Below are 25,246 nucleotides of genomic sequence, written 5' to 3'. Positions count from 1 at the left end.
ACTATGAGTAGTCTCCCCAGCTAGGGACTAGATCGCAACCCCGCGCCCACCCCTCACACCCGGGTCAACCGCTTCCTGAAGACCCAGTAAGTCCAGCTTTGATAGGCGATGACCCCCGGCAACGCCACCAACCCGATCCAGGTCAGCACCGTCAGCGTGTACGGCGCCGACGCCATCTCCGCCACCGTCAGACCGGGCAGCGGCGCCGGATACAGCGCCCCGAACAGCGACGCCGTGGCCAGCACGATCGCGGACGCGGTGGCCACGAACGCCCACCCCTCCCGGCGCCGCCACACCAGGGCCACCCCGGCCGCGAGCGCGGCCATCGCCGTCCCCGACGCCACCCAGAGCAGCTCCGAGTCGGCGCCGCTCGGCAGCGCGGACAGACCCGCGATCGCGATCGGCAGGGTGCCGGCCGAGGCCAGCAGGGCCGCCAGCCGGGCGCGGGACCGTACCGCGCCCTCGGTCTTCAGGGTCAGGAACACCGCGCCGTGCAGCAGCGCCAGCGACAGCGAAAGCGCGCCGCCGAGTACGGTGGCCAGTCCGGTGCCGAACAGCAGGTTGGCGAAGATCGCCCCCCACAGGAAGGCGACCAGCACGCTGCCGGTCACGATCCCCGCGTCGCACAGCGCCAGCTCGGTCCCGGAGCGGACCTTGCCGCGCCACTCCAGGCCGACGCCGCGGATCACCAGGCCCGCCACGACCAGCACCATGGCCAGGTAGAACTCGCTCAGAAAGCCGGAGTACCAGGCCGGGAAGGCGGCGAACATGGCGCCGATCGCGGAGATCAGCCACACCTCGTTGCCGTCCCAGACCGGGCCGATCGTGCCGAGGACCTGGCGGCGCTCGGCCGGGCCGCGGGCCACCAGCGGCAGCAGCGCGCCGACGCCGAAGTCAAATCCCTCCAGGACGAAGTAGCCCGTCCAGAGGAACGCGATGACGATGAACCAGAAAGTAGTCATGGCGGGATCCTCAGTACATCAGGGTCGGCCGGGACTCGGCCTGTAGCTGGCGGGGGATCAGCACCGTCTCGTCGGGGTCGCGAGGGTTCCGGGGGTCCTGGGCCGGAGCCTCGGGGCCGGCCTTGACGTGCCGGAGGATGAGTCCTGCCTCGGCGAGGGCGAGCAGGCCGTACAGGCCGGTGAAGACGGCGAGGGAGATGGCGATCTCGGTGACGGTGACGCCGGGGGAGACGCTGGCGGCGGTGAGGAGCTCGCCGGCCACCGTCCACGGCTGGCGGCCGATCTCGCTGAGCAGCCAGCCCGCGATCATCGCCAGGACCGGCAGCGGCAGCGCGAGCAGGCACGCCTTGGCGAACCAGGTCGGCACGTTCCTGGCCCGGCGGCCACGCCCCCTGGTCAGCCACAGGCCGAGCACGGACAGGCCGATGGCCGCGGAGCCCAGCATCACCATCACCCGGAAGGACCAGAACACGACGGGCAGGTTCGGCATATAGTCACCCGGGCCGAACTGCGCCTCGAACCGCCGCTGGATGTCGTCGACGCCCTGCACGACGGCGTTCGGGTCGTGCGCGGCCAGCAGGCTCAGCAGGTGCGGGATCTCGACGCCGGGCAGCGGCGAGAACGGCGCGCCCGCGGTGTCGTGCCGCAGCCCCTCCGCCGCCGCCAGCTTCATCGGCTGCTGCTCGTGCAGCAACTGCCCGGACAGGTCCCCGGTCCCCGCGACGACCACCCCCGCGATCGCCGTCATGACCAGCGCACCCCGAAGACTCGTCCGCCACATGTCCGGAGATTTCCGGTCGCGCGGGGTGGTGAAGTCGCTCTTCCGCGGCAGCAGGCCCGTCGCGCCGCGCTCCTTCAGGATGCGGTAACCGCTGATCGCCAGCACGAACACCCCGGCCACCACGAACGACGCCCCCACCACGTGCGGCACCTGCGCCAGCGCGGTCGAGTTGGTCAGCACCGCCCACAGATCGGTCATCTGGGCCCGGCCGTCCACCACCACGTAGCCCACCGGATGCTTCATCCAGGCGTTGGCCGCCAGGATGAAGTACGCCGACAGGTTGGACCCGATGACGGCGATCCACAGGCAGGCCAGATGCACCCTCTTGGGCAGCTTGTCCCACCCGAAGATCCACAACCCGAGGAACGTGGACTCCAGGAAGAACGCCAGCAGCGCCTCCAGCGCCAGCGGCGCCCCGAAGACATCACCGACGAACGTCGAGTACTCACTCCAGTTCATCCCGAACTGGAACTCCTGCACGATGCCGGTGACCACCCCCATCGCGAAGTTGATCAGGAAGATCTTCCCGAAGAACTTGGTCAGCGTGAGGTAGTGCTCCTTGCCCGTACGGAGCCAGGCGGTCTGCAACCCCGCCACGAACACGCCCAGGCCGATCGTCAGGGGTACGAAGAGAAAGTGGTAAACGGTGGTGACCCCGAACTGCCACCGTGCCAGGTCAAGTGCGTCCATATCCCCCTCCGGGGTGTGCCGGAGCTCTACAAGACGTAGTTCTACTCCAAGTAGTACTACCGCTTGTAGAGCAATGGGGGGCCGAGTGCCTGCGATCTTCGTCACATCAGTTGCCGCCTGCCTGCCGGCAGGCCGGAGACCCGAGGATCCCCGCCTCGGATCCCGGCACCGAACCCCGTGCTGACTCGAGAATGCCGGAGGAGATGTCCCGGTTCGTAGGGACCGCCGCCCCGACTTCCCGGGAGTGCTTACGGGACCAATCATGGGCAAACAGCCAGGCCCGGGGCGTCCGCCGCAGGGCTGATTCCGGGGTACGCCTCCCGGGTGACCTGTTGTCGATGACCACTCAGGCGCTCATTCGGCCCTTCAGTGGATCTGTCCCACGCGCGCCACCCGGCCTTTGCTGGACCTGGGGCCCGAGGATGATCATTCAGAGAAGGCAGGCCGATGAAGCGCAGTCGATGGACAGGACGCGTGGGAACGTTGCTGCTCACCGCGGCGATGGTCACCGCGGGAACCGGCGCGGCCCGGGCGGACATGCCCCCGCCGGAGGGCCCGGTCAGCCAGTGGAAACCTGTGGGTCCAGGACCCCGACGCCACCCTGCTGGCCGGCGACTTCGACAACGACGGCCGCGACGACCTGGCCCTGCTCGGCGGCGAGGACTACACCCCGGTGGCGTTCTCCAACAGCGACGGCAGCTTCTCTCCCGTGGCGGATCACCGGCTGCGCGAGTTCCCCGTCAAGGTCAGGGACGAGCACGCCAAACCGGTCGTCGGCGACTTCAACGACGACGGCCTGACCGACGTGGTCCTGACCGGCGGCGTCGGCTGGCAGACGGTGGAGGTCGCCTTCGGCCGTCCCGGCGGCGGGTACGACTTCACCAAAGAGGACATCGCCTGACCGTCAGGTGAGGGCGGCGAGGTAGGCCGCCAGGTTGCCCAGTTCGAACCCCCGGCGCTCGATCTTGTTGACCAGGATCCGGAAGTCCCTGGACAGGTGCGGCCGGAAGTGCAGCAGCAGGATGTCGCCGGGGTGCAGCTTCTTGTCGGGCGTCTGGTAGGCGATCTTGCCGCCCGGCTGCACGCTCGCCGTCCACAGCAGGACCGTCTCGATCCCGCACGCCTTCGCGGCCCGCAGCGTGTCGGTGTTGTAGTTCCCGAACGGCGGCCGGAACAGCGCAGGCCGCACGCCCATCCGCCGCTTGATCGCGCGTGAGGCCCCGCAGATCTCGGCCTTCTGCCCGTCGAACCCGAGTGCCCGCAGGTTCGGATGGGTCAGCGTGTGGTTCTCCACCGGCGCCCCCAGATCCTGGAAGTACGACCATCCGCCCGCGCCCACGTACCGGCCTCCGGCGGCCGAGGGGTCGATCGGGCCCTTGGCCTCGACGGCGTCCCGCATCGCGAACACAGTGATCGGGATCCGCCGGTCCCGCACCTGGCGGGCGAACCCGGGATCCTGCTCCCAGCCGTCGTCGATGGTGAGGAAGACGACCTTCCTGGCGGTCGGAATCGAACTGATCACCGGCGGCAGCTCGGCCGCCTCGATCTTCTTCACCTCACCGGGGATGGGCAGCACGCCGATCGGCCGCGGCGGCGTCGGTGAGGGCGAGGGCGACGACACGACCATCGGCGGCGCTTCGAGCACCCGATGCGCGGCCTGCGGGGCCGCCACCCCGCCGGCGGCGCAGCTCACCGAGGCCCCGATCGCCCCACCGGTCACGATGATCCGCCGCAGTGTCCCCCGAGTCATGGCGCATCATCTTGCCAGTTCCGCACCGAGAGTGATCGATATTCACTTCAGCCGCTTCACTCCGTTCGGCTGCTTGATGAACACCGAAATGTTTCAAAGCGATCGAGCCAAGTTAATGCAGGATATAGACCGCTTAAGCGGTTAATGAAAGCGAAATGTTTCTTATTTTTCTTGACACATTTCGGAACATGTCCGCAAAATGAGCGCGGCGAGTCTCCACCACAATTGAGGGAGCCGTGAGCCTCTTGCATCAGCTCATGTCCAGGCCCGTCGCGACCGGCGGACGAGATGAGAACACGAACACGGCGATCGTGCCGATCGGCAGAGGCGATCCCCTCGTCCCCAGGAACGACGTGCTCATCGCCGGTGCGATCGTCCGCGAACTGGCCGAGAACTACCCGCTGCGGGTCCTGCCCCCGATAACGGTCTGCGGCCCCGTCGGGCCGGTCGGGTTCGGCGCGCTGGCGCTCGGGGCGCTGCTGAGCGGCGTGTACGACTCGGTGGCGAAATCCGGCGTGCGCTCGCTCGTGCTGGTCAACGCAGGGGAGGTGGACGACGACCTGGTCGCCGTGGCGCGGGAGGCCAGCGCGCACGGGCGGCGGATCGAGGTCTTCCCGACCCAGCGGGACTGGGAGGCGGCCTACCTGTCGGCCCAGGGCCACCGGCCACCGGACGAGGACCCCGCCGGCGGGGCGGAGAAGGGCCGGCTGATCCTCAGCTCGCTGATGCGCAGCTTCCGGAGCGTGAGCCTAAAGAGCGGCTGAGCCTCTCGACCCGGAGGAACGGCCGTAGGAGCCGCCGATCTCGCCGTTCCAGATCGAGACGTGCACGGCCGGGCGGAACCTGGCGCGGGGGACGCCCGCCTCCGGCGAGTGCATCAGCTGGGTGGCCGCCGGGGTGCCCAGGAACTCCAGGAACCGGCTCGCCAAGGGCGAGCGGAGGGTGGGTTCCAGCGTCGTCGCGTACCAGTTCACGTCCATCGGGGTGGCGGCGGTCTCGATGACGGTGAGGTCGCCGCGGCGCAGGTGCCGGGCGACCAGGTGGCCGACGGCGGGCGCTACGCCGGTGCCGGTGGCGGCGGCGTCCCAGGCCGCGGTCTGGCTGGGGTAGACCCGGATCCGGGATTCCGGCACCCGGAGCAGGCGGAGTAACCGGCTGGTGTCGCTGGCGGGGTCCTCGACCGAGGGGTCCACCAGCCAGGTGTCGCGGTTGCCGGCGGCCGAGCCCACGGCGATCAGGCGGCAGCGCAGGACCGGGTCGCTGACCAGGCGGTCGCCGGTGATCCTGGGGCCGAGGGAGACGTCGGCGACGCGGCTGGTGAGCAGCAGCGGGATCTCGTCGGTGGCGGCCTCGCCGCAGGTGGTCTCCATGGCGCGGCGGCGGCCGAAGACGTCGGTCAGGGACGAGGCGACGAACTCGGCGATCGCGCCGGAGGCGACCAGGTGCAGCCGGTCGGCCCGGACCGTCTGGATCGCGGCCTCGGCCTCGGCGCCCAGGGCGACCATCTGGGAGGCGATGGGGAACAGGCGGCGCCCCCCTTCTGTGAGCAGCATGCGGTCGCCGGACCGTACGACGAGGGGGTCGCCCAGGTGGACCCGGAGCGCGGCCAGCGCCTGGGAGATCGCCGGTTCGCTCACGCCGAGCGCCCGCGCCGCGGCCTTCACCGACCCGAGCCGGCCGACGAACACGAACGCGCTCAGCTGGGTCAGGGTCACCTGTCCTTTCTAGACCGGCCCTCCGTATTAAGTAACCCCTTATTTCCCGATTGTGGCCGGATGCCGCATCGGGACAGAGTGGCAAGGGCCTGCCGTTCCGCGCGCCGTCGCACGGGCGGGGGTCACGCGCGAGGAGGTCGACATGCAGGTTCCGGCCAGCTTCGAGTTCGAGCGGGCCGAGAGCGTGGAGCACGCTCTCGAACTGCTCGAACGGTACGGCCCAGAGGCCCGGCTGGTCGCCGGGGGCCACAGCCTGATCCCGATGATGAAGCTCCGGCTGGCCCAGCCGGACGCGCTGATCGACATCAACGGGCTGGCCGAGCTGTCCCATCTGAAGGTGACGGGGGACACGCTCGTCATCGGCGCCCTGGTCCGGCACGCGGCCCTGCTCGCCGACGAGGCCGTCGGCGCATATTTCCCGATTTTTCATGAAGCGGAGCGGGTGATCGCGGATCCGGTGGTCCGGAATCGGGGGACCGTGGGCGGGTCGCTCTGCCAGGCGGACCCGTCCGAGGATCTGTCGGCCGCGTTCGCGGCGGTCCGGGCGGAGGCGGTGATCGCCGGGCCCGGCGGGAGGCGTACCGTGCCGATCCGGGAGTTTCATGTCGGGCCGTACGAGACGGTGGTCGGGCCGGGGGAGATGCTCATCGAGCTCCGGGTGCGGATCCGGCCGGGGGCGGGCAGCGCGTACGAGAAGGTCGAGCGGCGGGTGGGGGACTGGCCGGTCGCGGCGGCGGGGGCGTACCTGCGGCTGGACGGCGGGGTGATCGCCGAGGTCGGGCTGGGGCTGACGGCGGTGGGGGCGGAGCATTTCGCGGCGCCGTTCGCGGAGGCGTACCTGATCGGGAAGACGGCCGGGGAGGCCGTGCTGCGGGAGGGGGCGCGGATCGCGGCCGACGGCTGCGCGCCGCAGGCCGACCAGCGCGGACCGGTCGACTACAAGCGGCATCTCGCCGGAGAACTCACCTACCGCGCGCTCAGCCGCGCCGCTGAGAGGAGCGGGTCATGAGGGTCAGCGTCACCGTGAACGGCGAGAACTTCGTGCGTGATGTGGAGCCCCGGCTGCTGCTGGTGCACTTTCTGAGGGACGAGCTCAGGCTGACCGGGACGCACTGGGGGTGCGACACCTCCAACTGCGGCGTCTGCGTGGTCCAGCTGGACGGGGTGCCGGTCAAGTCGTGCACAGTCCTTACGGTCATGGCCGACGGCCACGAGGTGACCACCGTCGAGGGCCTGGAGAAGGACGGCGAACTCGACCCCGTCCAGGAGGGCTTCGTCCAGTGCCACGGCCTGCAGTGCGGCTTCTGCACGCCCGGCATGCTGATGACCGCCCGCTGGCTGCTCGACCGCAACCCGGACCCTGATGAGGGCGAGATCCGCGAGGCCATCTCGGGGCAGCTCTGCCGATGCACCGGCTACGAGAACATCGTCCGCTCGGTCCGCTGGGCCGCGGAGAAGGAGGCGTCGGTATGAGCACTCCGATGGGATTCGGCCGCATGCACCGCAAAGAGGACGCCCGCTTCATCCGGGGCCGGGGCAACTACGTCGACGACGTGAACCTGCCCGGCATGCTGCACGGCGCGATCCTGCGCAGCCCGCACGCGCACGCCCGGATCGTGTCCGTGGACACCTCGGCGGCGCTGGCCCATCCGAAGGTGCGGGCGGTCATCACGGGGGAGACGCTGGCCGGGCTGAACCTGGCCTGGATGCCGACCCTGTCCGCCGACACCCAGGCCGTGCTGGCCACCGACAAGGTCAGGTTCCAGGGCCAGGAGGTCGCCTTCGTCGTCGCCGAGGACCGCTACTCGGCCCGGGACGCGCTCGAACTGATCGACGTCGAGTACGAGGCCCTGGACTCCGTCATCGACGCCAAGAAGTCGCTGGACGAGGACGCCCCGCTCATCCGGGACGACCACGAGGGCCGCGCCGACAACAAGATCTTCGACTGGGAGGCCGGGGACAGGGCCGCCACCGACGCGCTGTTCGAGCGTGCCGAGGTGACGGTCGCGCAGGACATGCTCTACCCGCGCGTGCACCCCGCGCCGCTGGAGACGTGCGGCGCGGTGGCCGACTTCGACAAGGTCACCGGCAAGCTGACCGTGTGGTGCCCGACGCAGGCCCCGCACGCCCACCGCACCCTCTACGCCCTGGTCGCCGGACTCCCCGAACACAAGATCCGGGTGATCTCCCCCGACATCGGCGGCGGCTTCGGCAACAAGGTCGGGATTTATCCGGGATATGTCTGTGCGATTGTCGGGTCGATCGTCACCGGAAAACCGGTCAAGTGGATGGAAGACCGTTCCGAGAACCTGATGAGCACGTCTTTCGCCCGGGACTACCACATGCGCGGCGAGGTCGCCGCGACCCGGGACGGCAAGATCCAGGCCATCCGCGTCAAGGTCCTCGCCGACCACGGGGCGTTCAACGGCACCGCCCAGCCGACCAAGTTCCCGGCCGGATTCTTCGGTGTCTTCACCGGTTCGTACGACCTGCAAGCGGCCCACTGCGAAGTCACCGGTGTCTACACCAACAAAGCCCCGGGCGGCGTCGCCTACGCCTGCTCCTTCCGCATCACCGAAGCCGTCTACCTGGTCGAACGCATGATCGACGTGCTCGCCCTGGAACTCGGCGTGGACGCCGCCGAACTCCGCATGAAGAACCTGCTCCGCTCCGAGCAGTTCCCCTACACCTCCCCGACCGGCTGGGAGTACGACTCCGGCGACTACCAGAAGACCTTGCAACTGGCGATGGACATGGCCGGCTACGACGCGCTCCGCCGCGAACAGGCGGAGAAACGCGAACGCGGCGAACTCATGGGCATCGGCCTCAGCTTCTTCACCGAAGCCGTCGGCGCCGGCCCCCGCAAACACATGGACATCCTCGGCCTGGGCATGGCCGACGGCGCCGAACTCCGCGTCCACCCCACCGGCAAGGCCGTCCTCCGCGTCTCCTGCCAATCCCAGGGCCAGGGCCACGAGACCACCTTCGCCCAGATCGTCGCCGCCGAACTGGGCATCTCCCCCGACGACGTCGACGTCGTGCACGGCGACACCGACCAGACCCCCTTCGGCCTCGGCACGTACGGCTCCCGCTCCACCCCCGTCTCCGGAGCCGCCGCCGCGATGGTGTCCCGCAAAGTCAGGGAACGCGCCCGCCAGGTGGCCTCCGCCATGCTGGAAGCCTCCCCCGAGGACCTCGAATGGACGGTCAGCGAGTCCGGCGGCTCCTGGACCGTCTCCGGGACCGGCGTGGGCAAGACCATCCAGGAGATCGCCCTCGCCGCCCACTCCAACCTGGAACTCCCGGACGGCGTCGAGGGGCATCTGGACGCCACCTGCGTCTACAACCCGCCCAACCTGACCTATCCGTTCGGCGCGTACATCTGCGTGGTCGACGTCGACCCCGGCACCGGCCAGGTCAAGGTCCGCCGCTTCATCGCCGTCGACGACTGCGGCGTCCGGATCAACCCGATGATCGTCGAAGGGCAGGTGCACGGCGGCCTCGCGGACGGCGTCGGCATGGCCCTCATGCAACTGATGGCCTTCGACGAGGACGGCAACCACCTCGGCGCGTCCTTCATGGACTACCTGCTCCCGACCGCGATGGAATGCCCCTCCTGGGAACTGGGCGAAACCGTCACTCCCTCCCCGCACCACCCCATCGGCGCGAAGGGCGTCGGCGAGTCGGCCACCGTGGGTTCGCCCCCCGCCGTGGTCAACGCCGTCCTGGACGCCCTGCGGCCCTATGGCGTACGGCACGCCGACATGCCCCTCACGCCCGCCGCCGTCTGGCGCGCGATCCAGGGCAACCCCATCAGAACCGACCTGGCTATCACCTGACCGGCAGATCGGGGGAAGAGGAGATCCGATGCACGAATCCGCGGTCCACCCGGAGTTTCTCGGCATGCCGGAGCTCCACCGCGCGCCGGTTCCGCCGCCGCGGGAGGCGCCGGGCGGGCTCGGGCAGCGGGCGAACGCGTTGCGCGCGCGGCGGCAGCCGTACGTGCTGGCGACGGTCGTCCGGGCCGCCCGGCCGACCAGCGCCAAGGCGGGGGACCGGGCGCTGGTGCTGGCCGACGGGACCATCGAGGGTTTCGTCGGCGGGCACTGCGCGCTCGCGGCGGTCCGCACCCAGGGCCTGCGGCTGCTCGCCGACGGCAGTTCCACGCTGCTGCGGATCACGCCGGAGGCGGCCGAGCCGTACGAGGAGGAGGGGCTGGTCGCCGTCGGGCAGCCCTGCCTGTCCGGCGGGACTCTGGAGATCTTTCTTGAAGCGGTGATCCCGCCCATGCTGGTCCTGGTGTACGGCCAGGGCCCGATCGCGCGGGCGCTCGACGCGATCGGCACCGCCATGGGTTACGCGACCGAACTGACCGACGACCCCCTGGCGACCCTCGCGCCCGACACCTCCGCCGTCGTGGTGGCCTCGCACGGCGTCGGCGAGGTCCCGCTGCTGACCCGCGCCGTCGACGCCGGCGTCCCCTACATCGGCCTGGTGGCCAGCCGCAGGCGCGGCGCGGCCGTGCTGGCCGGGATCCCCGGCTCCGGCCGGGTACACAGCCCCGCCGGGCTCGACCTGGGCGCCAGAACCCCCGCCGAGATCGCGCTCACCGTGTACGCGGAGATCCTCGCCGCCCGGATGTGAAGATCTGCAAGCGCACCCCGCCGGGAGGGGGCAGATCTTGCCGTTATCCTCGCTCCTCTAGATTCTCTAGTGTGCTCGGCATCGGAGGTGGGAGCCATGAAGGTCATCGGCAGCGCTCTGCTCGGGGTGGAACGTGCGAAAGTGTGGTCCGCCCTGCAGGATCCCGGCGTGCTCGTCCGGACCATTCCGGGCTGTGAACGGCTGGAGGCCATCGGCGTCGACACCTACCGGATGACGGTCAGCGCGGGCGTGGCCTCGATCAAGGGCGTCTACCAGGGCGAGGTCGCCCTGGCCGAGCCCGACGAGCCGGAGAGCTTCGTGCTGCGGGCGCGCGGCCAAGGCGCGCCGGGGACGGTGGACGCCACGGTCACGGTGCGGCTCAGCGAGGTGGAGGGCGGCACCCGGATCGACTACGACGCCGAGGCCGTGGTCGGCGGCATGATCGGCGGGGTGGGGCAGCGCATGCTCGGCTCGGTCGCCCGCAAGACGGCGGGTGAGTTCTTCTCCGCCGTCGAGGAGCACCTCCTGTCCGGTCCCGCCGTGGTGCCCGCGGCCGCGTTGAACGGCATAATTCCGCATGAGGTGCTTCAGCCCGAGGCCGGTCAAGTTTTCACCCGAACTGCGCAAACAACCGCCAAGCAGGGTGCTCCGCCGTGGGCGGTCATCACCGCGTTCGGCATGGGCGCGGGCATCGCGCTGGGCAGCGCGGTCATCGGCTGGCTGCTCGGCCGCTCGGGCCGGCGATAGCGGGACATCTCGCTGGACCCCTATCGCAGAGGGCGATCATTGGGCGTAGGTTTGGCCCTATGCGGGAGGCTCACGCGGAGGACGCACGATCCGAGGCCAAGCGACTGATACTCGACCTCCTGGGCGAGGAACGACCCACAGCGGGGACCTTGCTCAAGGAGGCGCACTCTGTGCTCGGCCGGGAACGCACCCGGCGCGCCGCCGAACTGGCCCGCGGCGCTCCGCTCACCCGCCGCTCGGCCGAACTCGCCGCCATCGCGGCCCTCTTCGTCGGTACGGGCGAGCTGGGCGCGGGCTGGTGGACGGTCAGCCGGGGCGGAACGCTGCCACCGCCGGAGGAGGTGCTGGTCAAAGCGGCCTCGCTGGATCCCTGGACGGATCTGACCGTCCTGGAGATGCTGGCCGCGTGGATCTCGGACGACGTCGCCGACGCCATCTGGGGACCGCCGGTGGGCTCCGCCGACCTCAACTCCTGGCAGGCAGAAGACCGGGTCGCCCTGCCCGAAGGCGTACGCGCCGGAACCCGGCTGGTCGTCGCGTTCGACGCCGGAGGACGCCTGGACGCCGTCGTCGTGGCCCGCAAGGACGACGACGCGCTCGGCTCCAACCTGGACTTCTCCTCGCTGCGCTACTCCCGGCCCGCCGAAGCCCAGTGGAGCTGGGGCGTGGCCGCCGGCCTCGGCCCGCATCCGCTCCCCGACGAACCGGGCGACCCCTACGGCGACCCCGTCGACCCGGCCGCCGCCACCCTGCTGCGCGACTGGGCGATCCGGCACGGCGCGACCGACACCCTGGCCGGGCCCGCGTGGGAGAACCGGGGCGACGTGATCGCCGCCGTCGAGCGGGTCGACTGGATGTGGCGCAGCGCCGAATGGTTCGCCTGGTGGCGCGCCGCCTCCGCCCTCATCGACGCCGAGACCGACCAGCTGGCCCGCCGGATCGCCTACCTGATGGGCTGATCACAGATGGCCGAGGATCTCGTCGAAGACGTGATCCAGATCCACCGGGTCCTTCTTGGAGTTGAACGCGACGCCCCGGGTGGCGTCGCTGATCTCCTGGAGGGCGTTCGCGGCCCGGTCCCGGTTCTCGTCGATGACGCCGAAGGCGATCGTGTAGATCCGGGGGACGGCCGTCTCCCGGCCCTCGGCCTTCAGCTGCTCCAGGAACTTCTTCAGGCTGAGCTTCTTCTGGGTGTCATAGCCGTCGGACAGCAGGATTATCGCCGGCACCCGATCGTCTGACCTGCTCGATTCCCTGGTCAGTTTCCTGGTCGTGGTCAGCACCGCGGCGTACAGGCCGGTGGTGCCGCCCGCGGTGATGTTCTCGATCCGGCGGTTGAACCAGTCCTGGTCGTTCTTGAGCTGCCGGCCTGAGGTCGCCGGGACGTCCAGGTGATAACTGTCGGCGAACGAGGCGACCGAGAGCCGGTCCTCGTCGCCGAGCTGGTCCGGCATCTTGTCGCGCAGCAGATCCTTGACGATTTCCAGCCCGCTCTGGAACCGGCCCTCGGACTCGCCCATCGAACCCGAACGGTCCACGATCACATACGCGTCGACCCGCCGGCGCAGGCTGTCCGCCTGGTCGTAGATGGCCTGCAGGGTGGCCGCGGCGGGCACCGGGAGAAAGGCGCTCGGGCGTTTGGCCGGCAATCCCGCCAGCGCGGCCACTTTCTCGTCGGACATGCCGCCTTCGTGGTCGCGGAAGCCTTTCTCGTGGGAACTCCGCTGCTGCTCGGGCGCCAGCAGGAATTCGAGGAAGTCCTCGGCCACCTCCCGTTTGGCCGGGTCCAGGCCAGGGAGCATCACGTGCGGGTGATCCATCATGATCGTGCCGTCGTTCGGATAGAACACGCGCAGCGGTTCGGCCCGGCCGGGGCCCGCCGAACGCTCGAAGATCTCCGGGTCGCCGCTGTTGTAGAGGTAGACCAGCTCCTCCTGGATGACCAGCCCGCTCAGATACGAGGAGGCGCGGTTCAGCGCGTCCTCGTCGCCGAAATTCTTCAGCAGGTCCATGACGCTGTCGGTCAGATACTGGAGAGACGACTCCACGTTGCGTACGTCGTTGCTGATCCGGCGGTCGCGCACGTCCGCGACGGTGAGTTCGGCGCTCGCGCCGTTGTGCTTGGCGGCCATCGCCAGATACGAGGAGACCGTCGCGGCGAAGGCCGACGTCGAGTTGATCGGATTCTCCTTCGCCAGGACGAAGTTCCTGGGCAGGTCGGCGCGGCCCTGCCGGTACTCGTCCCAGGCCACCGGATTCCTGGCGAACTCCAGGAGTTCGTGCCAGCCGATCTCCCGCGAATTCCAGCCCAGCACCGCAGCCACCTTCGCCGGCACCGCGATGACCAGCGGGCTGTGCGCGATGGACGGCCACTCGCCGGCCGGCCTGTCCTTCGCCTTCGGATTGTTTCTGAGCAGGTCGGGCCACAGGGACGCGCTGGGCAGCCAGACGTCGGGACGCCGGCCGTCACCAGCCGACCAGTCGCCGTCGATGAGCGCCTTCAGGGCCGCCCCCGATGATTTGTCGGCCACCGAGACGTCGGCGCACTGGCGTTCGGCACGGTTGTACCTGTCGGCCAGTTCCCCGAGCAGCCGGTCCTTCTCGATACTCACCAGCAGCCGGAGCTGGATGGGCTCCTGGCAGAGTCTGGTGAGCGTGTTCACTAAAGAAAGGCCGCCCGTCGCGCCCAGCGCCGTCGTCAGGACCAGCACCCAGATGATCGCGGTGCGGCGTTTCCAGGTCCTGGGCGACCAGATTCGGCTCCGCCGGGGGCGCGCCGCGCGGTCGTTGTCCAGGCGGCGCGGGAGCACGATATTCAGGATGACGCCGATCAGGCCGATCAACGCGACGAGGACCGCGGCTCCCGCGCCGATCAGCTGGCCGAGAACGTTCGAATCCACGCCTTTGATCTCCCCTGATCTCGCCGCCGCAGAATATCCACCCTGAGTGCATTATGTCCTGCGGTGCGGCCGATTTCAGGCCGTCGAGTCCGTACGGTCAGGGGCCTGCACCGTGTCGAGTCTGGCGCGGATATCGTCGGCTTCCGGGACGCCCAGCCTGGCGTACAGGGCGAGGGCCTGCCGCCAGCATTTCTCCGCCCGGACGAGGTTGGTTCCGAGCAGTGACAGGCCCATCTGGTCGAGGGCCTTGGCCTGCTCGTACAGGTCGCCGATGGCGCCGGCCAGTTCGAGCGCGCGGGCGTAATTCCCCAGGGCGTGGTCATGCCGCCCGGCGGCCTGGTGGACGTCGCCGATATGCCGGAGCGCCTGCGCCTCTATATGCCTTTCTGAGATCTCGACGGCGATATTGCGGGCCTTCTGGTAGTGAATGAACGCCTCCCCGTCCCGGCCCATCCGCGCGTAACAGCTGCCGATATTGGTGAGCGCGTCGGCTTCGCCGCGCCGGTCGCCGATCTCCTGGTAGAGCTTCACGGCATTGCGGTAGTACTGGTTCGCCCCGGTGAGGTCATCCAGCCGCTGCCGCACATTGGCGACATTGTTGAACCAGATCGCCTGATGCTGCGGGCCCATTTCCGGGCCGATGGCCATGGCCTGCTCGAAGTACTGGAGCGCGACGGCGGGATCGCCCAGCCGGAGTTCGACGTCACCGATGTTGTTCAGCGCTTTCTGCTGGCCGAGTAGGTCGCCTATCTCCTGGAACACGGCCAGGGCTTCCCGCATCCGTTCGCCGGCCGCCGGATAGTCGCCCAGATGCCACCAGGCGATGCCGAGATGGCTGAGGCTCTCCGCCTCGCCGTGCCGGTCGCCCACCGTGCGCCGGGTTTGGAGTGCGAGCAGACCGTACTCCTGGGAGATGGTGAACTCGGAGAGGTAGATGTGGATCATGCTGATCAGATCGAGCAGGTCGGCCATGGCCTGCTGGTCGTCGAGCGAGCGCTGGACGGCCAGCGCCTGAGTGGCCTGCGCCAGGGCGTCATCCAGATCGCCGGTCCGCCACAGCACGCGGGCCAGGTCCCCGCGGGCGCGGGCCGCACCGGCCTCGTCGCCGAGCTCGTCCCATGCGTTGATCGCCCGCTTGTGGAGTGTCGCGGCGTCCATCCAGTGGCCGGAGGCGTCCAGGAACTCGCTGAGCACGCCCGGGAGCAGGGCCGCGTGCCGTGGCCAGTGCTCGTCGGCGGCGTGCCCGGCGAGGTGGATGAGATTCTGCAGCTCCTCGGTGAACCACTTCCGGGCGTCCTCGGCGGTTTCCAGCCGGGGGAGAACCCCCGGCGGGTCGCTGATCTCGATCGGTGGGCGTGCCCGCTGCGGATGGAGCAGCCGATCCGCGCGGTCCGCCGTGTGCAGATAGAAGTCGAGCAGCCGGGCTCGGGCCGCGCGGCGCTCCAGCTCGGGCCGGTCGGCGGAGAGCTGCCGCGCGTAGTCCCGGATGAGGTCATGGAACTGGTATCTGCCGCGCCGGGGTTCGGCGATGAGGTGGTGGTCGAGCAGGTCGTCCAGGATCCGTTCGGTGGTGTGCCGATCCGCCTCCAGCAGGGCCGCCGAACCCTCGACGCCGAATTCCGCTCCCGCGTGTAGCCCGAACAGCCGGAAAGCCTCCTGGTGCGGACGATCCAGCCCCTGGTAGGAGAGCTCGAAAGCCGCGCTGATCTCCCGGTTGTCGCCCCGGATCTCGGCCAGCCGGCGATTGCTGTCACTGAGCCGCGCCACCAGATCCGAGACCTGCCACGAAGACCGGTGCCGGAATCGGTTCCCGACCAGATGAATGGCCATCGGAAGGTAACCGCACAGCCGCATGAGCGTGGCGACCGCATCCGCCTCGCGGGCGCGGCCGTGGCCGACGATCCGGCGGAACAGGCTGGCGGCGTCATCAGGCGGCAGCGCGTCCAGCGAAAGCGACTGGACATCGTCCAGCCCCGTCAGCCGCCGCCTGCTGGTGATCAGAACCAGGCACCCGGGCGCACCCGGCAGGAGATGACTGATCTGCTCGTGCCCCGCCGCTCCGTCCAGCACGACCAGCGCCTTACGCCGAGTCAGTTCCGCCCGCCACAGCGTCGCGCGCTCCTCCAGGCCCTCCGGGATCCGGGCGGCCGGTATGCCGAGGATCCGCAGGAGCAGATCCAGCGCCGCGAGCGGTTCGCGTGGAGCGTTCTCGGGGTCATGGCCGTAGAGCTTCAGATGGAGTTGCCCATCCGGATACTGCCCGGTGAGCTGATGGGCCAGATGCACGGCCAACGCGGATTTCCCCACTCCGGCCATTCCGTCGATGGCCAGCACGGTGACCGCCGTCTTGTGCGGCGTGGCCATGTCCAGCAGCCGCGCGAGTTCCCCGGTGCGCCCGGTGAAAGTGGAGGTGTCACGCGGCAGATTGTTCTTCGGCCGCCCGGTGCCGATGCCCGACCCCGGCGGCAGAAACAGCGACGCGTCACCTTGCAGGATGCGCCCGTGCAACTCCTGCAACTGCCGGCCGGCCTCGGTGCCGAAGCCGTTGACCAGATGCTGCCGGACCCGCCGATAGACCTCCAGCGCCTCCACCTGACGCCCACTCCGATAGAGCGCCGTCATCAGCAGCTCGACCAGCTTCTCGTTGTACGGATTGCCGTCGACCAGATCCGACAGCTCCACCACCAGGTCCGCGTGCCGCCCGAGATGCAGCTCGAACTGCACCCGGTCGATCGCACCCCTGAGCCGTTCGTCCTCCATGTTCTTCCTGGTACGTGCAGCCCAGGACCCGGGCAGCCCCGCCAGCGGCTCCCCACGCCACAGCGCCGACTCCTCGTTCAACAACCGCACGGCCTGCTGAATGTCGCCGCTATCCGCAATGGCCCGAGCCTGTGCGCGCAATTGCCCGGAGCGGTAGTAATCCACGTTCCAGGGATTCGTCTCCAGCATGTACGTCCCCGCGCGACTGACCAACTGGGCGTCGGCCCCGATATCCTGCAGCCGATTTCTGAGCCGGTTGACATTGATATACAAATCGTCCCGCGCTTTATTCGGCGGATTGCCGTCCCATATCCGGTTGACAAGCGTTTCGGTCGGGACCGGTTCGCCTGGCGTGACCGCCAGCGCCGCCAGCACATGACGCGCCCTGGCATATCCGGGGTTATGGCGTGTCTGTCCATGCCAGATTTCGATCGGCCCGAGTATCCGGAATTCCACGTGAACCCCTTTGTGGGGGACAGGACTTTCCACCTGCGAGTTTCGCACCATTACATAGCGAAATCCAGGAATCGGGGCTACGCGCGGTGAACTGTAAGGATCGCGGTCATGGCGATGGCGCCGGCGTCACAGGAACGATCCACAGGTCAGAGAGCGTTTGCTCCTACGCGGCGTCGTTCTCATGGCTACAGAATCGTGATCAACTAGTGGGCCACTATCCCTTCTCGCTCGTTATGGACCCCACTAAAATCGGGCATAGCCGCGGCCGTAACGTACCAAAAAGGGACATGTGGCAACGCATGTCCTAAATGACCACGAAAGCACATGGTGCATAGCATGACAATGGTGTCATATGTTGCCGAAGTACTCATGACCGTGTGGATGTTCATGTTCTGACATGGCGGCCGCCCATAGCTCAGAATCGTAACTTCAGGAGAGCCTCCGGCTGTAAAGGACGGGGGCTCTCCGGTTGAGCGCACCCCTCCCGGTCGCAGGGAGTTTGCCCTGGGTGTTGGCTGGATGTGGCCTTCGTGGGAGATTGCTCCCTAAGTAGCCGAGAGCCCCAGGAGGAACCGTGGCCACACCAGGCGAGACCCCCGTCGACTTGGACGCGATGATGGTCGCCGATGACATGACCGAGGCGCAGTCGGATGCCGCCCGCTGGCGCTACGGGTTCTACGTCGTGCTCACCGGCCTGGTCGTGATCCTGGTCGGCTTCGCCGTGGCGGTGTTGCGGACCGGAGAGGCCGGCACGCTGTTCGCCGGGCTCTCGGGCGTGGTCGGCACGATCATCGGCGCGTACTTCGGCGTGCAGGCGGGCCAGTCCGGCAAGGACAGGGCCGAGGCGGAGCTGCGCCGCGCCAACGACCGCGCCACCCGGATGGCCGCCTACGTGGGCCCGCAGAACATCGACCACATCATGGGTCCGGCGCGGCGGTCCGGCCGGGGATGAACCCTGGCCGCACCGGCGGGAGGCCCCCGAAGTGAGCTGTATCGGGCCTGGTAGGGCGCTAGAGGACGGCGGCAGGCAGGCTCTGACGACGATTTCCAGATTCTTCGGCATATAGCGCTGATTTCACGCCTCGCAGGTCGTCGGTAGAAACTGGAGCATGCACAGCGTCCGTATCGGGGTCGACACCGGCGGCACATTCACCGACGTGGTTCTGGTGGATGAGGCTTCCGGCCAGATCGTCACGACCAAGACTCCCTCTACTCCTGCCAACCCCGCCGACGGATTTCTGGCAGGGGTGCACAAGGTTCTTGGGTTACACGGGAACACGGTCGGCCTTGAGGCGGTGTCCGCGCTCGTGCACGGCACCACGGTGGCCACCAACCAGTTGCTGGAGGACCGGCCGGACGGGACCGCCCACCTGGGGTTCGTCACGACCGAGGGGTTCGAGTTCATCCTGGAGATCGCCCGGCAGAGCGTGCCGGACGGATACGGGAACTCCTACTTCTGGGTGAAGCCGCCCAGGATCGTGCCGGTGCACCGGGTGCGGACGGTCGGCGGGCGGCTCGACCATCTGGGCGCGGAGGTGCGGCCCTTCGACGAGGCCGCGGCGACCGAGGCGGCGCGCTGGTTCCGCGAGCACGGGGTGACCGCGATCGGAGTGTGCTTCCTGCACTCGTACGCGAACCCGGACCACGAGCGGCGGATGCGGGAGGTGCTGACCCTGGAACATCCCGGCGCGGTCGTCTCGCTCTCCAGCGACGTGCTGCGCGAATACCGGGAGTACGAGCGTTCGGTGACCACCCTGGTGGACGCGGCCGTGAAGCCGATCATGCGGAAATACATCGACAACCTCTCCGACCGCCTCGGGCGGGGGTTCTCGGTGATGAAGAGCAACGGCGGCGTGCTGTCGGCGACCGAGGTGGTGCACCAGCCGATCACCACGGTCCTGTCGGGACCCGCGGCGGGCGCCCTGGGGGCGGCCCTGATCGCGAGCACGGCCGGGCACCCCTCCGTGATCACCCTGGACGGCGGCGGCACCTCCACCGACGTGGCCGTGGTCGTGGACGGGGAACCGTCGCAGACCACCGAGGGCAGCATCGGCCGCTACCCCTGCAAGATCCCGATGATCGACATAGTGACGGTGGGCGCGGGCGGCGGGTCGATCGCCTGGATCTCGCCGGAGGGCACGCTGAAGGTCGGCCCCAAATCCGCCGGAGCCGACCCGGGGCCGATGTGTTACGGCAAGGGCGGCACCGAGGTGACCGTCACCGACGCGCACGTCTTCCTCGGCCGGGTTCCGCCGCATCTGCTCGGCGGGGAGATCCCGCTGGACGCGGCAGCGGCCCGCGCGGGCATCGAGGGTCTGGCGGCCAAGCTGGGCCTCACCCCGGAGCGCTGCGCGACCGGCATCCTGGAGATCAGCGCGTTCAACCAGTCCAACGCGATCCGCCAGATCACCGTCAAGCGCGGCCTCGACGTGCGTGACTTCCCGATGGTCGCGTTCGGCGGTTCCGGGCCGCTGCTGGCCTGCCGCCTGATCGACGTGCTCGGCCTCAAGGCCGCGATCATCCCGCCCGAGCCGGGCAACGTGTCCGCGTTCGGGCTGCTCACGGTGGATGTCAAGAACGACTATGTCCGTACCCACGTGACCAGGGATCCGGTTCTGGAGGCGATGGCCGGGATCTTCGCCGAGCTGGAGGGGCAGGCCGCGGAGGCGCTGGACCGGGAGGGCTTCGCCGACCACGTGTACGCGCGCAGCGTCGACCTGCGCTACTACGGCCAGGCCTACGAGGTGCGGGTGGCCGCCTCCGACGGCCCGCTCACGCCGGCCTGGCGGGAGGCGGTCCTGGAGCGCTTCCACGAGGCCCACCAGAAGCTCTACGGGTACGGCTACCGCGACGACCCCCAGCACGCCGTGGAATGGGTCAACCTGCGCGTCTCGGGCATCGGGCCGATCACCCGGCCGACGGTGGCGCGCAAGCCGTACCAGCCGGAGGAGCCGAGCCCGGTCTGCACCCGGGACGTCTTCTACGAGAGCTGGGCCCGCACGGTGATCTACCGCCGGCACGAGCTGGGCGCCGGCGCGATGGTGACCGGGCCCGCCGTCATCGAGGAGTACGGTTCGACGCTCCCGATCCATCCCGGTTTCACGGCGACCATGGACGACTACGGCAACCTGGAGGTCCGGCGTGAGCTCGGCTGACCCGATTCTGATCGAGATCGTGGAGGGCACGCTGGCCTCGGTCGAGATGGAGGTCGAGACCGCCATCGCCAGGACCGCCAGGTCGCCCATGATCCGGGACGCGCACGACTTCCGCGCGGGCATCCACGACGTGAAACTGCGCAAACTGACCGGGCGGTCCTATTCGGCGCTGGTGCAGCCGATCGTCCGGGATTTCCCGGTCGGCACGATGCGTCCAGGGGACGTGTTCTTCCACAACGACGTGTACCTGTCCGAGGGCGGCATCGGGCATCTGCCGGACCTGTGCGTGACCGTCCCGGTGTTCCACGCCGGTGAGGTGGTCGCGTTCGTGCAGGCTTTCGGGCATCACGACGACATCGGCGGGGCCTGCCCTGGGTCGATGCCGTCGGGCGCGCGCAGCGTGTTCGAGGAAGGGCTGATGGTCCCGCCGATCCGGCTCTGGGATCAGGGCGTGCCCAACGACGCCGCGCTGCGCATCATGACGCGCAACTCGCGGATGCCCGACTCGCTGGCCGGCGATCTGGACGCGGAGTGCTCGGCCTGCCTGATGGGCGCCCGCCGCCTCGGCGAGCTCTTCGACCGGTACGGCCGGGACGCCGTCGACGCCTGCTTCGACGCGATCATCGCCAAGACCACCGAGACGTTCCGCCGCGAACTGCTGGCGAAGATCCCGGAGGGCGTGCACGTCTGGGAGGACTACGCCGAGCACGACGGCGTGGACGAGCCCCGGCTGCACGCGCAGCGCATCACGCTGACCGTCGACCACGCCGCGCCCGAACCGCTGATCATCGACTTCACCGGCACGTCGCCGCAGGCGAAGGGCCCGATCAACCACGCGGGCGACTACGCCGACGGGGTGTTCCTGAAGAAGTGGCTGGCGCCGATCCTGCGCAACCTGGCCGAGACGCCGGAACGCATGGCGGAACTCGACGTCAACGAGGGCGTGGTCCCGCTCATCAAGATGGTGTTCCCGGAGAAGGGCACCCTGCTGACGCCGATCTTTCCCGCGCCGACGAACGCGCGCACGTTCGTGATCCTGCGCTTGCTGGGCGTGCTGGCGGGTGTGCTGGCCAAGGCGACCGGCGGGCGCATGCCCGCCGACCAGGAGACGATTCGCTACACCGGCGTGTACGGACATGACCAGAACGGCAATGACTACCTGATGCGGGAGGTCCTCGGCGGCGGCTCCGGCGGACGCTGGTACGCCGACGGCGAGGACACCATCCACGTCGTCCCCGACTCCCGGAACATCCCGGTCGAATTCGCCGAGGCGCGCTGGCCGTTCCGGGTGGAACGCCTCGGCCTGGCCGTGGACAGCGGCGGGCCGGGCAAGTTCAGGGGCGGGCTCGGCTACGACAAACACCTCCGGATGCTGCGAGACGCCTCCTTCATGTCCATCGCGGACCGCTCGATCCTCAGCTGCTGGGGCGTCAACGGCGGCCGGGCCGGCCGCCCGTTCGTGGTCACGGTCAACGGGGTCGAGATGGACGGCCTTGTAGACGACTTCCCCGTTAAGGAAGGGGAGATCGTCCGCATTCGCACCACCGGAGGCGGCGGCTGGGGCTCCCCCTTCGAGCGGGAGCCACAGCGCGTCGCCGACGACGTGCGGGCCGGAAAGGTGTCCCTGGACGCCGCCCGGCACGACTACGGCGTAGTCCTCACCGCCGACCTGACCGTCGACACGGCGGCCACCGAGGAGCTCCGGGCGAGCATGCCCGCCCCCTCGGAGGCCTTCTTCGACCGCGGTCCTGGATATCCGAAGCTGTCCGGCGGCCAGGCGTACGCGGAGGTCGACCTCCGCTGACCCCGGGGGATATTTCCGTCACCGGAAGTAAGAGCAGCCCCTTCACGAGGGAGTTCCGTCATCCATCGAGTTGACGCTCCACCACGTCTGTTCCACGATTCCTGATCATCGTGCAACACGTGCAACATCGTGGAGGGGAGCTTCTCGCGTGGCGTTCCGGTTGATCGGCGGGCCGAGTGGCAATCAGGGCAGCCCTACCCTGTACGAAGAGGGTGACGATTACCTGGTCCAGGGCTACCTGCTCACCCCGCAGGAGCTAGCATCGCTATCCGTACCGGATGGGGAAACCGTCGTCAGGGTCCCGAAGGGCTTGATGACGTTTCTGCTCAAGGAGACGTGATGTGAGCAACAGCGATGTGAGTGCCGCACAGCAGGCCAGGGAGGCGCTGGGCACCCGGCTGCGGGAGATCAGGGCCGCGGCCCGGGTGACCGGGCGGGACCTGGCCGGGCGGGCCGGCTGGCACTTCACCAAGGTGTCCAAGCTGGAGCACGGCCGGATCATGCCGAGCGAGGAGGACCTGCGCCTGTGGTGTTTCCACTGCCACGCCCTGGCCTCGCTGACCGACCTGCTGGCGATGCGCGACAACACCGAGAGGCTCTATGTCGAGCTGCGGCGGCTGCAGAAAGTCGGTTCCTCCGCCTACCAGCAGGAACTCCGCGACCGGGAAGCCCAGACCCGCTCGATTCGCAGTTTCTCCGCGTTCCTCATCCCCGGAGCCGCCCAGACCCGCGCCTACGCCACCGTCCGATTCACCGAATTCACGGAAATGTCCGGCATCGGGCAGGAAGTGGAGTCGGCGGTGGACGCCCGGATGGAGCGGACCGAACTCCTGCTGACCGGGAAGTCCCTGTTCCACCTCGTCCTGTGCGAGACCGCCCTGCTCTCCGCGATGGCGCCGCCGGACGTCATGCTGGAGCAGCTCCGCCACCTCGCCGACGTGGCCCGCCTGCGCACCGTGCAACTCGGCGTCATCCCGCTCGGCACCCCGCACTACCCGCCGCTCTGCGACTTCTGGATCCTGGACGACACCGCCGCGGAAACCGAGACCTACACCGCGTTCATCCGCGTCACCCAGCCCGGCGAAGTCGCCATGTACGCCAAAGTCTTCGACAGTCTGGCCCGCTCAGCCGTCCACGGCGACCAGGCCGTCGCCCTCATCGACCGCCAGATCGAGGCTCTCGTGCAACATCCGGCAACATCGTAGACGCCGTTGATCAGGCTTCCTAGCGTGAAGCCATGACCTCTCACGGACTGCCGATGGAGCCGCCCGACGCGGACCTCCGCCGGCATCGACGCCCCGAGCCACCCGTCACGATCGACGTGAAGGTCCCGAACGTGGCTCGCATGTATGACTACTACCTGGGCGGAAAAGACAACACCCTGGCGGACCGGGAGTGCGCGGAAGAGGTGATCCGGCAGGTCCCGCAGACTCGCGACATCGCCTGGGCGAACCGGCGGTTCCTCGGCCGCGCGGTCCGCTTCCTGGCCGGGGAGCAGGGCCTCGACCAGTTCGTCGACATCGGGGCAGGACTGCCGACCCGCGACAACGTGCACCAGGTCGCGCAGCGCGCCAACCCGCGGGCGCGGGTCGTCTACGCGGACAACGATCCGGTGGTCCTCGTGCACGCCCGCGCGTTGCTCGCCCGCGACCCCCAGACGGTGGCAATCCCCGGCGACGCCCGCGAACCGCTGGAAGTCCTGTCCAACCCCGAACTGCGCGAATTGCTCGACCTGTCCCGCCCGGTCGGCGTGCTGCTGGTCGCGGTCCTGCACTTCGTCACCGACGCGGAGGACCCGTACGGCGCGGTGGAGTCCCTGATGGCGCGATTGGCCCCCGGCTCCTGTCTGGTGATCTCCCACGTGGAGCGGACGAAACGCCTGGAGGGGGCCGTCAGGGCGTACACCAGGGCCAGCTCGCCGGCCGTGCTGCGGTCGGCGGCCGAGGTGGCGGCGTTCTTCGAGGGCCTGACCATGGTCGAGCCCGGCCTGGTCCGCCTCAAGCACTGGCGGCCGGACGACCTGGTGCTCAGGTTCGACCCGGATGTCCCCATCTTCGGCGCGGTCGGGGTCAAGCCATGACCTGGATCCACTCCAGCCACGGCTCGGCGGTCGAGCTGACCGGACTGGGCGACGGCTTCGCGATGCGGAACTCCGGGCAGCCGGACGGCGCGGTCCTGTGCTTCACCGCGGCCGAGATCACCGCCTTCATCCTGGGCGTGAAGGACGGGGAGTTCGACGATCTGATCGACCCGGCGTCATAAGGTCACGAATTCGGTCTCCGGGTCGTGGGCGGCGGCCGGATCCCCGTTCACCAGCAGGTCGGAGCGCTCGCGGGTGGGGTTCCCGGCGAACCAGTGATCCTCCTCGGCCATCCAGGCGTGCCACTGCGGCGCGTAGCCGGCGCCGTCCCGTTCCAGGCCCCTGGCCAACCGGCGGTCCCGGGGCGTCTCCACCCAGACCCGGAAGGCGGCCGGGCAGCCGGGGCGGGCGGTGCTGACGCCTTCGAGGATCAGCACGGGGGCGGGCGGCACGTCGATCCACTCGGCGTAGTTGTTCTCCGGCCAGTCGTAGCGCTGGAACCGGCCAGGCTCGCCCCGGCGCAGCGGGGCGAGCACCTGGCTCTCGACCCGGGCGAACCAGGCGCCAGGCTCCTCGTCCCACGGCACCGGGAAGTCGTCACTGTGCACGACCTGGGCCCGGCCGAGCGCCCGGGACAGCCGCCCGGCGAAGGTGGTCTTGCCGGAACCGCCGGGACCGTCCACCGCGACCATCCGGACCGGCCCGCACGACGGCGGCAGCGGGCGGATCCTGGCGGCCAGGTCGGCGAAGGACATGACTGTCGGCATACCCTGATCGTCCCAGCACCGGGACCTGCCGGTGG

At 69.2% G+C, this 25,246-nt stretch carries 22 protein-coding genes; 15 read left to right on the top strand and 7 right to left on the bottom strand.

Features of this window, described 5'->3' with window-relative positions:
• Nucleotides 1–53 precede the first annotated feature (53 nt).
• Both cydB and Acor_RS02105 read right to left on the bottom strand, forming a co-directional pair.
• Entirely contained in the window at nucleotides 54–962 is a 909-nt protein-coding gene (gene cydB / locus Acor_RS02110; RefSeq protein WP_155334785.1) for a cytochrome d ubiquinol oxidase subunit II, read from the bottom strand.
• Between the two features lie 10 nt (nucleotides 963–972).
• Nucleotides 973–2,433, bottom strand: coding sequence for a cytochrome ubiquinol oxidase subunit I (locus Acor_RS02105; RefSeq protein ID WP_155334784.1), 1,461 nt, complete (start codon nucleotides 2,431–2,433; stop codon nucleotides 973–975).
• A 574-nt stretch (nucleotides 2,434–3,007) separates the two neighbouring features.
• On the opposite strand from Acor_RS02105, the gene Acor_RS02100 reads away from it, so the two are divergent.
• Nucleotides 3,008–3,334: an FG-GAP repeat domain-containing protein gene (locus Acor_RS02100; RefSeq protein ID WP_155334783.1), complete on the top strand. Its 327-nt coding sequence runs from the start codon at nucleotides 3,008–3,010 to the stop codon at nucleotides 3,332–3,334.
• A gap of 3 nt (nucleotides 3,335–3,337) precedes the next feature.
• On the opposite strand, the gene Acor_RS02095 is transcribed toward Acor_RS02100, so the two are convergent.
• On the bottom strand, nucleotides 3,338–4,183 hold the full coding sequence (locus Acor_RS02095) for a polysaccharide deacetylase family protein (RefSeq protein ID WP_155334782.1): 846 nt from the start codon (nucleotides 4,181–4,183) through the stop codon (nucleotides 3,338–3,340).
• Between the two features lie 236 nt (nucleotides 4,184–4,419).
• On the opposite strand from Acor_RS02095, the gene Acor_RS02090 reads away from it, so the two are divergent.
• Nucleotides 4,420–4,947: a creatininase family protein gene (locus Acor_RS02090; RefSeq protein WP_155334781.1), complete on the top strand. Its 528-nt coding sequence runs from the start codon at nucleotides 4,420–4,422 to the stop codon at nucleotides 4,945–4,947.
• Here the strand turns inward: Acor_RS02090 and Acor_RS02085 are convergent.
• Nucleotides 4,933–5,898 carry a LysR family transcriptional regulator gene (locus Acor_RS02085; RefSeq protein WP_155334780.1) on the bottom strand — a complete coding sequence of 322 codons (966 nt, stop codon included), beginning with the start codon at nucleotides 5,896–5,898 and terminating at the stop codon, nucleotides 4,933–4,935. The two genes, Acor_RS02090 and Acor_RS02085, sit on opposite strands and share 15 nt — an antisense overlap.
• Nucleotides 5,899–6,040: 142 nt before the next feature.
• On the opposite strand from Acor_RS02085, the gene Acor_RS02080 reads away from it, so the two are divergent.
• The 6 genes from Acor_RS02080 (at nucleotide 6,041) to Acor_RS02055 (ending at nucleotide 12,248) form a co-directional block, all read left to right on the top strand.
• Nucleotides 6,041–6,907: an FAD binding domain-containing protein gene (locus tag Acor_RS02080; protein ID WP_155334779.1), complete on the top strand. Its 867-nt coding sequence runs from the start codon at nucleotides 6,041–6,043 to the stop codon at nucleotides 6,905–6,907.
• Nucleotides 6,904–7,371, top strand: a complete 468-nt coding sequence (locus tag Acor_RS02075; protein WP_155334778.1) for a (2Fe-2S)-binding protein — start codon at nucleotides 6,904–6,906, stop codon at nucleotides 7,369–7,371. The genes Acor_RS02080 and Acor_RS02075 overlap by 4 nt, the downstream gene beginning before the upstream one ends.
• Entirely contained in the window at nucleotides 7,368–9,737 is a 2,370-nt protein-coding gene (locus tag Acor_RS02070; protein ID WP_155334777.1) for an aerobic carbon-monoxide dehydrogenase large subunit, read from the top strand. Before Acor_RS02075 ends, Acor_RS02070 begins: the two co-directional genes overlap by 4 nt.
• A gap of 28 nt (nucleotides 9,738–9,765) precedes the next feature.
• Nucleotides 9,766–10,542, top strand: a complete 777-nt coding sequence (locus tag Acor_RS02065; protein WP_218034089.1) for an XdhC family protein — start codon at nucleotides 9,766–9,768, stop codon at nucleotides 10,540–10,542.
• A gap of 96 nt (nucleotides 10,543–10,638) precedes the next feature.
• Entirely contained in the window at nucleotides 10,639–11,289 is a 651-nt protein-coding gene (locus Acor_RS02060) for an SRPBCC family protein (protein WP_155334776.1), read from the top strand.
• Between the two features lie 59 nt (nucleotides 11,290–11,348).
• Nucleotides 11,349–12,248, top strand: a complete 900-nt coding sequence (locus tag Acor_RS02055; protein WP_155334775.1) for a hypothetical protein — start codon at nucleotides 11,349–11,351, stop codon at nucleotides 12,246–12,248.
• On the opposite strand, the gene Acor_RS02050 is transcribed toward Acor_RS02055, so the two are convergent.
• Together Acor_RS02050 and Acor_RS02045 are read right to left on the bottom strand one after the other, a co-directional pair.
• Nucleotides 12,249–14,189 carry a vWA domain-containing protein gene (locus Acor_RS02050; protein WP_155334774.1) on the bottom strand — a complete coding sequence of 647 codons (1,941 nt, stop codon included), beginning with the start codon at nucleotides 14,187–14,189 and terminating at the stop codon, nucleotides 12,249–12,251.
• 75 nt (nucleotides 14,190–14,264) lie between these two features.
• Entirely contained in the window at nucleotides 14,265–17,138 is a 2,874-nt protein-coding gene (locus tag Acor_RS02045; RefSeq protein WP_170316758.1) for an ATP-binding protein, read from the bottom strand.
• An 841-nt stretch (nucleotides 17,139–17,979) separates the two neighbouring features.
• On the opposite strand from Acor_RS02045, the gene Acor_RS02040 reads away from it, so the two are divergent.
• The 7 genes from Acor_RS02040 to Acor_RS02010 all read left to right on the top strand — a co-directional run bounded on the left by Acor_RS02040 (nucleotide 17,980) and on the right by Acor_RS02010 (nucleotide 24,626).
• Nucleotides 17,980–18,357 (top strand): hypothetical protein, encoded by a 378-nt coding sequence (locus tag Acor_RS02040; protein WP_246238357.1) that lies wholly within the window; start codon nucleotides 17,980–17,982, stop codon nucleotides 18,355–18,357.
• 157 nt (nucleotides 18,358–18,514) lie between these two features.
• Nucleotides 18,515–20,560 (top strand): hydantoinase/oxoprolinase family protein, encoded by a 2,046-nt coding sequence (locus Acor_RS02035; RefSeq protein ID WP_155334772.1) that lies wholly within the window; start codon nucleotides 18,515–18,517, stop codon nucleotides 20,558–20,560.
• A complete protein-coding gene (locus tag Acor_RS02030; protein ID WP_218034088.1) occupies nucleotides 20,547–22,364 on the top strand; it encodes a hydantoinase B/oxoprolinase family protein in 1,818 nt (605 codons plus the stop codon). The genes Acor_RS02035 and Acor_RS02030 overlap by 14 nt, the downstream gene beginning before the upstream one ends.
• 148 nt (nucleotides 22,365–22,512) lie before the next feature.
• Nucleotides 22,513–22,704, top strand: a complete 192-nt coding sequence (locus Acor_RS02025; RefSeq protein ID WP_155334770.1) for a hypothetical protein — start codon at nucleotides 22,513–22,515, stop codon at nucleotides 22,702–22,704.
• A 1-nt stretch (nucleotide 22,705) separates the two neighbouring features.
• Nucleotides 22,706–23,569, top strand: coding sequence for a helix-turn-helix domain-containing protein (locus Acor_RS02020; RefSeq protein ID WP_155334769.1), 864 nt, complete (start codon nucleotides 22,706–22,708; stop codon nucleotides 23,567–23,569).
• A gap of 32 nt (nucleotides 23,570–23,601) precedes the next feature.
• A complete protein-coding gene (locus Acor_RS02015) occupies nucleotides 23,602–24,444 on the top strand; it encodes an SAM-dependent methyltransferase (RefSeq protein ID WP_246238356.1) in 843 nt (280 codons plus the stop codon).
• Nucleotides 24,441–24,626, top strand: coding sequence for a DUF397 domain-containing protein (locus tag Acor_RS02010; RefSeq protein WP_155334768.1), 186 nt, complete (start codon nucleotides 24,441–24,443; stop codon nucleotides 24,624–24,626). The genes Acor_RS02015 and Acor_RS02010 overlap by 4 nt, the downstream gene beginning before the upstream one ends.
• Here the strand turns inward: Acor_RS02010 and Acor_RS02005 are convergent.
• Entirely contained in the window at nucleotides 24,621–25,211 is a 591-nt protein-coding gene (locus Acor_RS02005; protein ID WP_155334767.1) for a uridine kinase family protein, read from the bottom strand. The genes Acor_RS02010 and Acor_RS02005 overlap by 6 nt on opposite strands.
• Between the last annotated feature and the right edge of the window lie 35 nt (nucleotides 25,212–25,246).

This window comes from Acrocarpospora corrugata (genome assembly GCF_009687845.1).
Taxonomy (GTDB): Bacteria; Actinomycetota; Actinomycetes; order Streptosporangiales; family Streptosporangiaceae; genus Acrocarpospora; species Acrocarpospora corrugata.
This window is presented reverse-complemented; position numbering and strand designations above follow the sequence as displayed.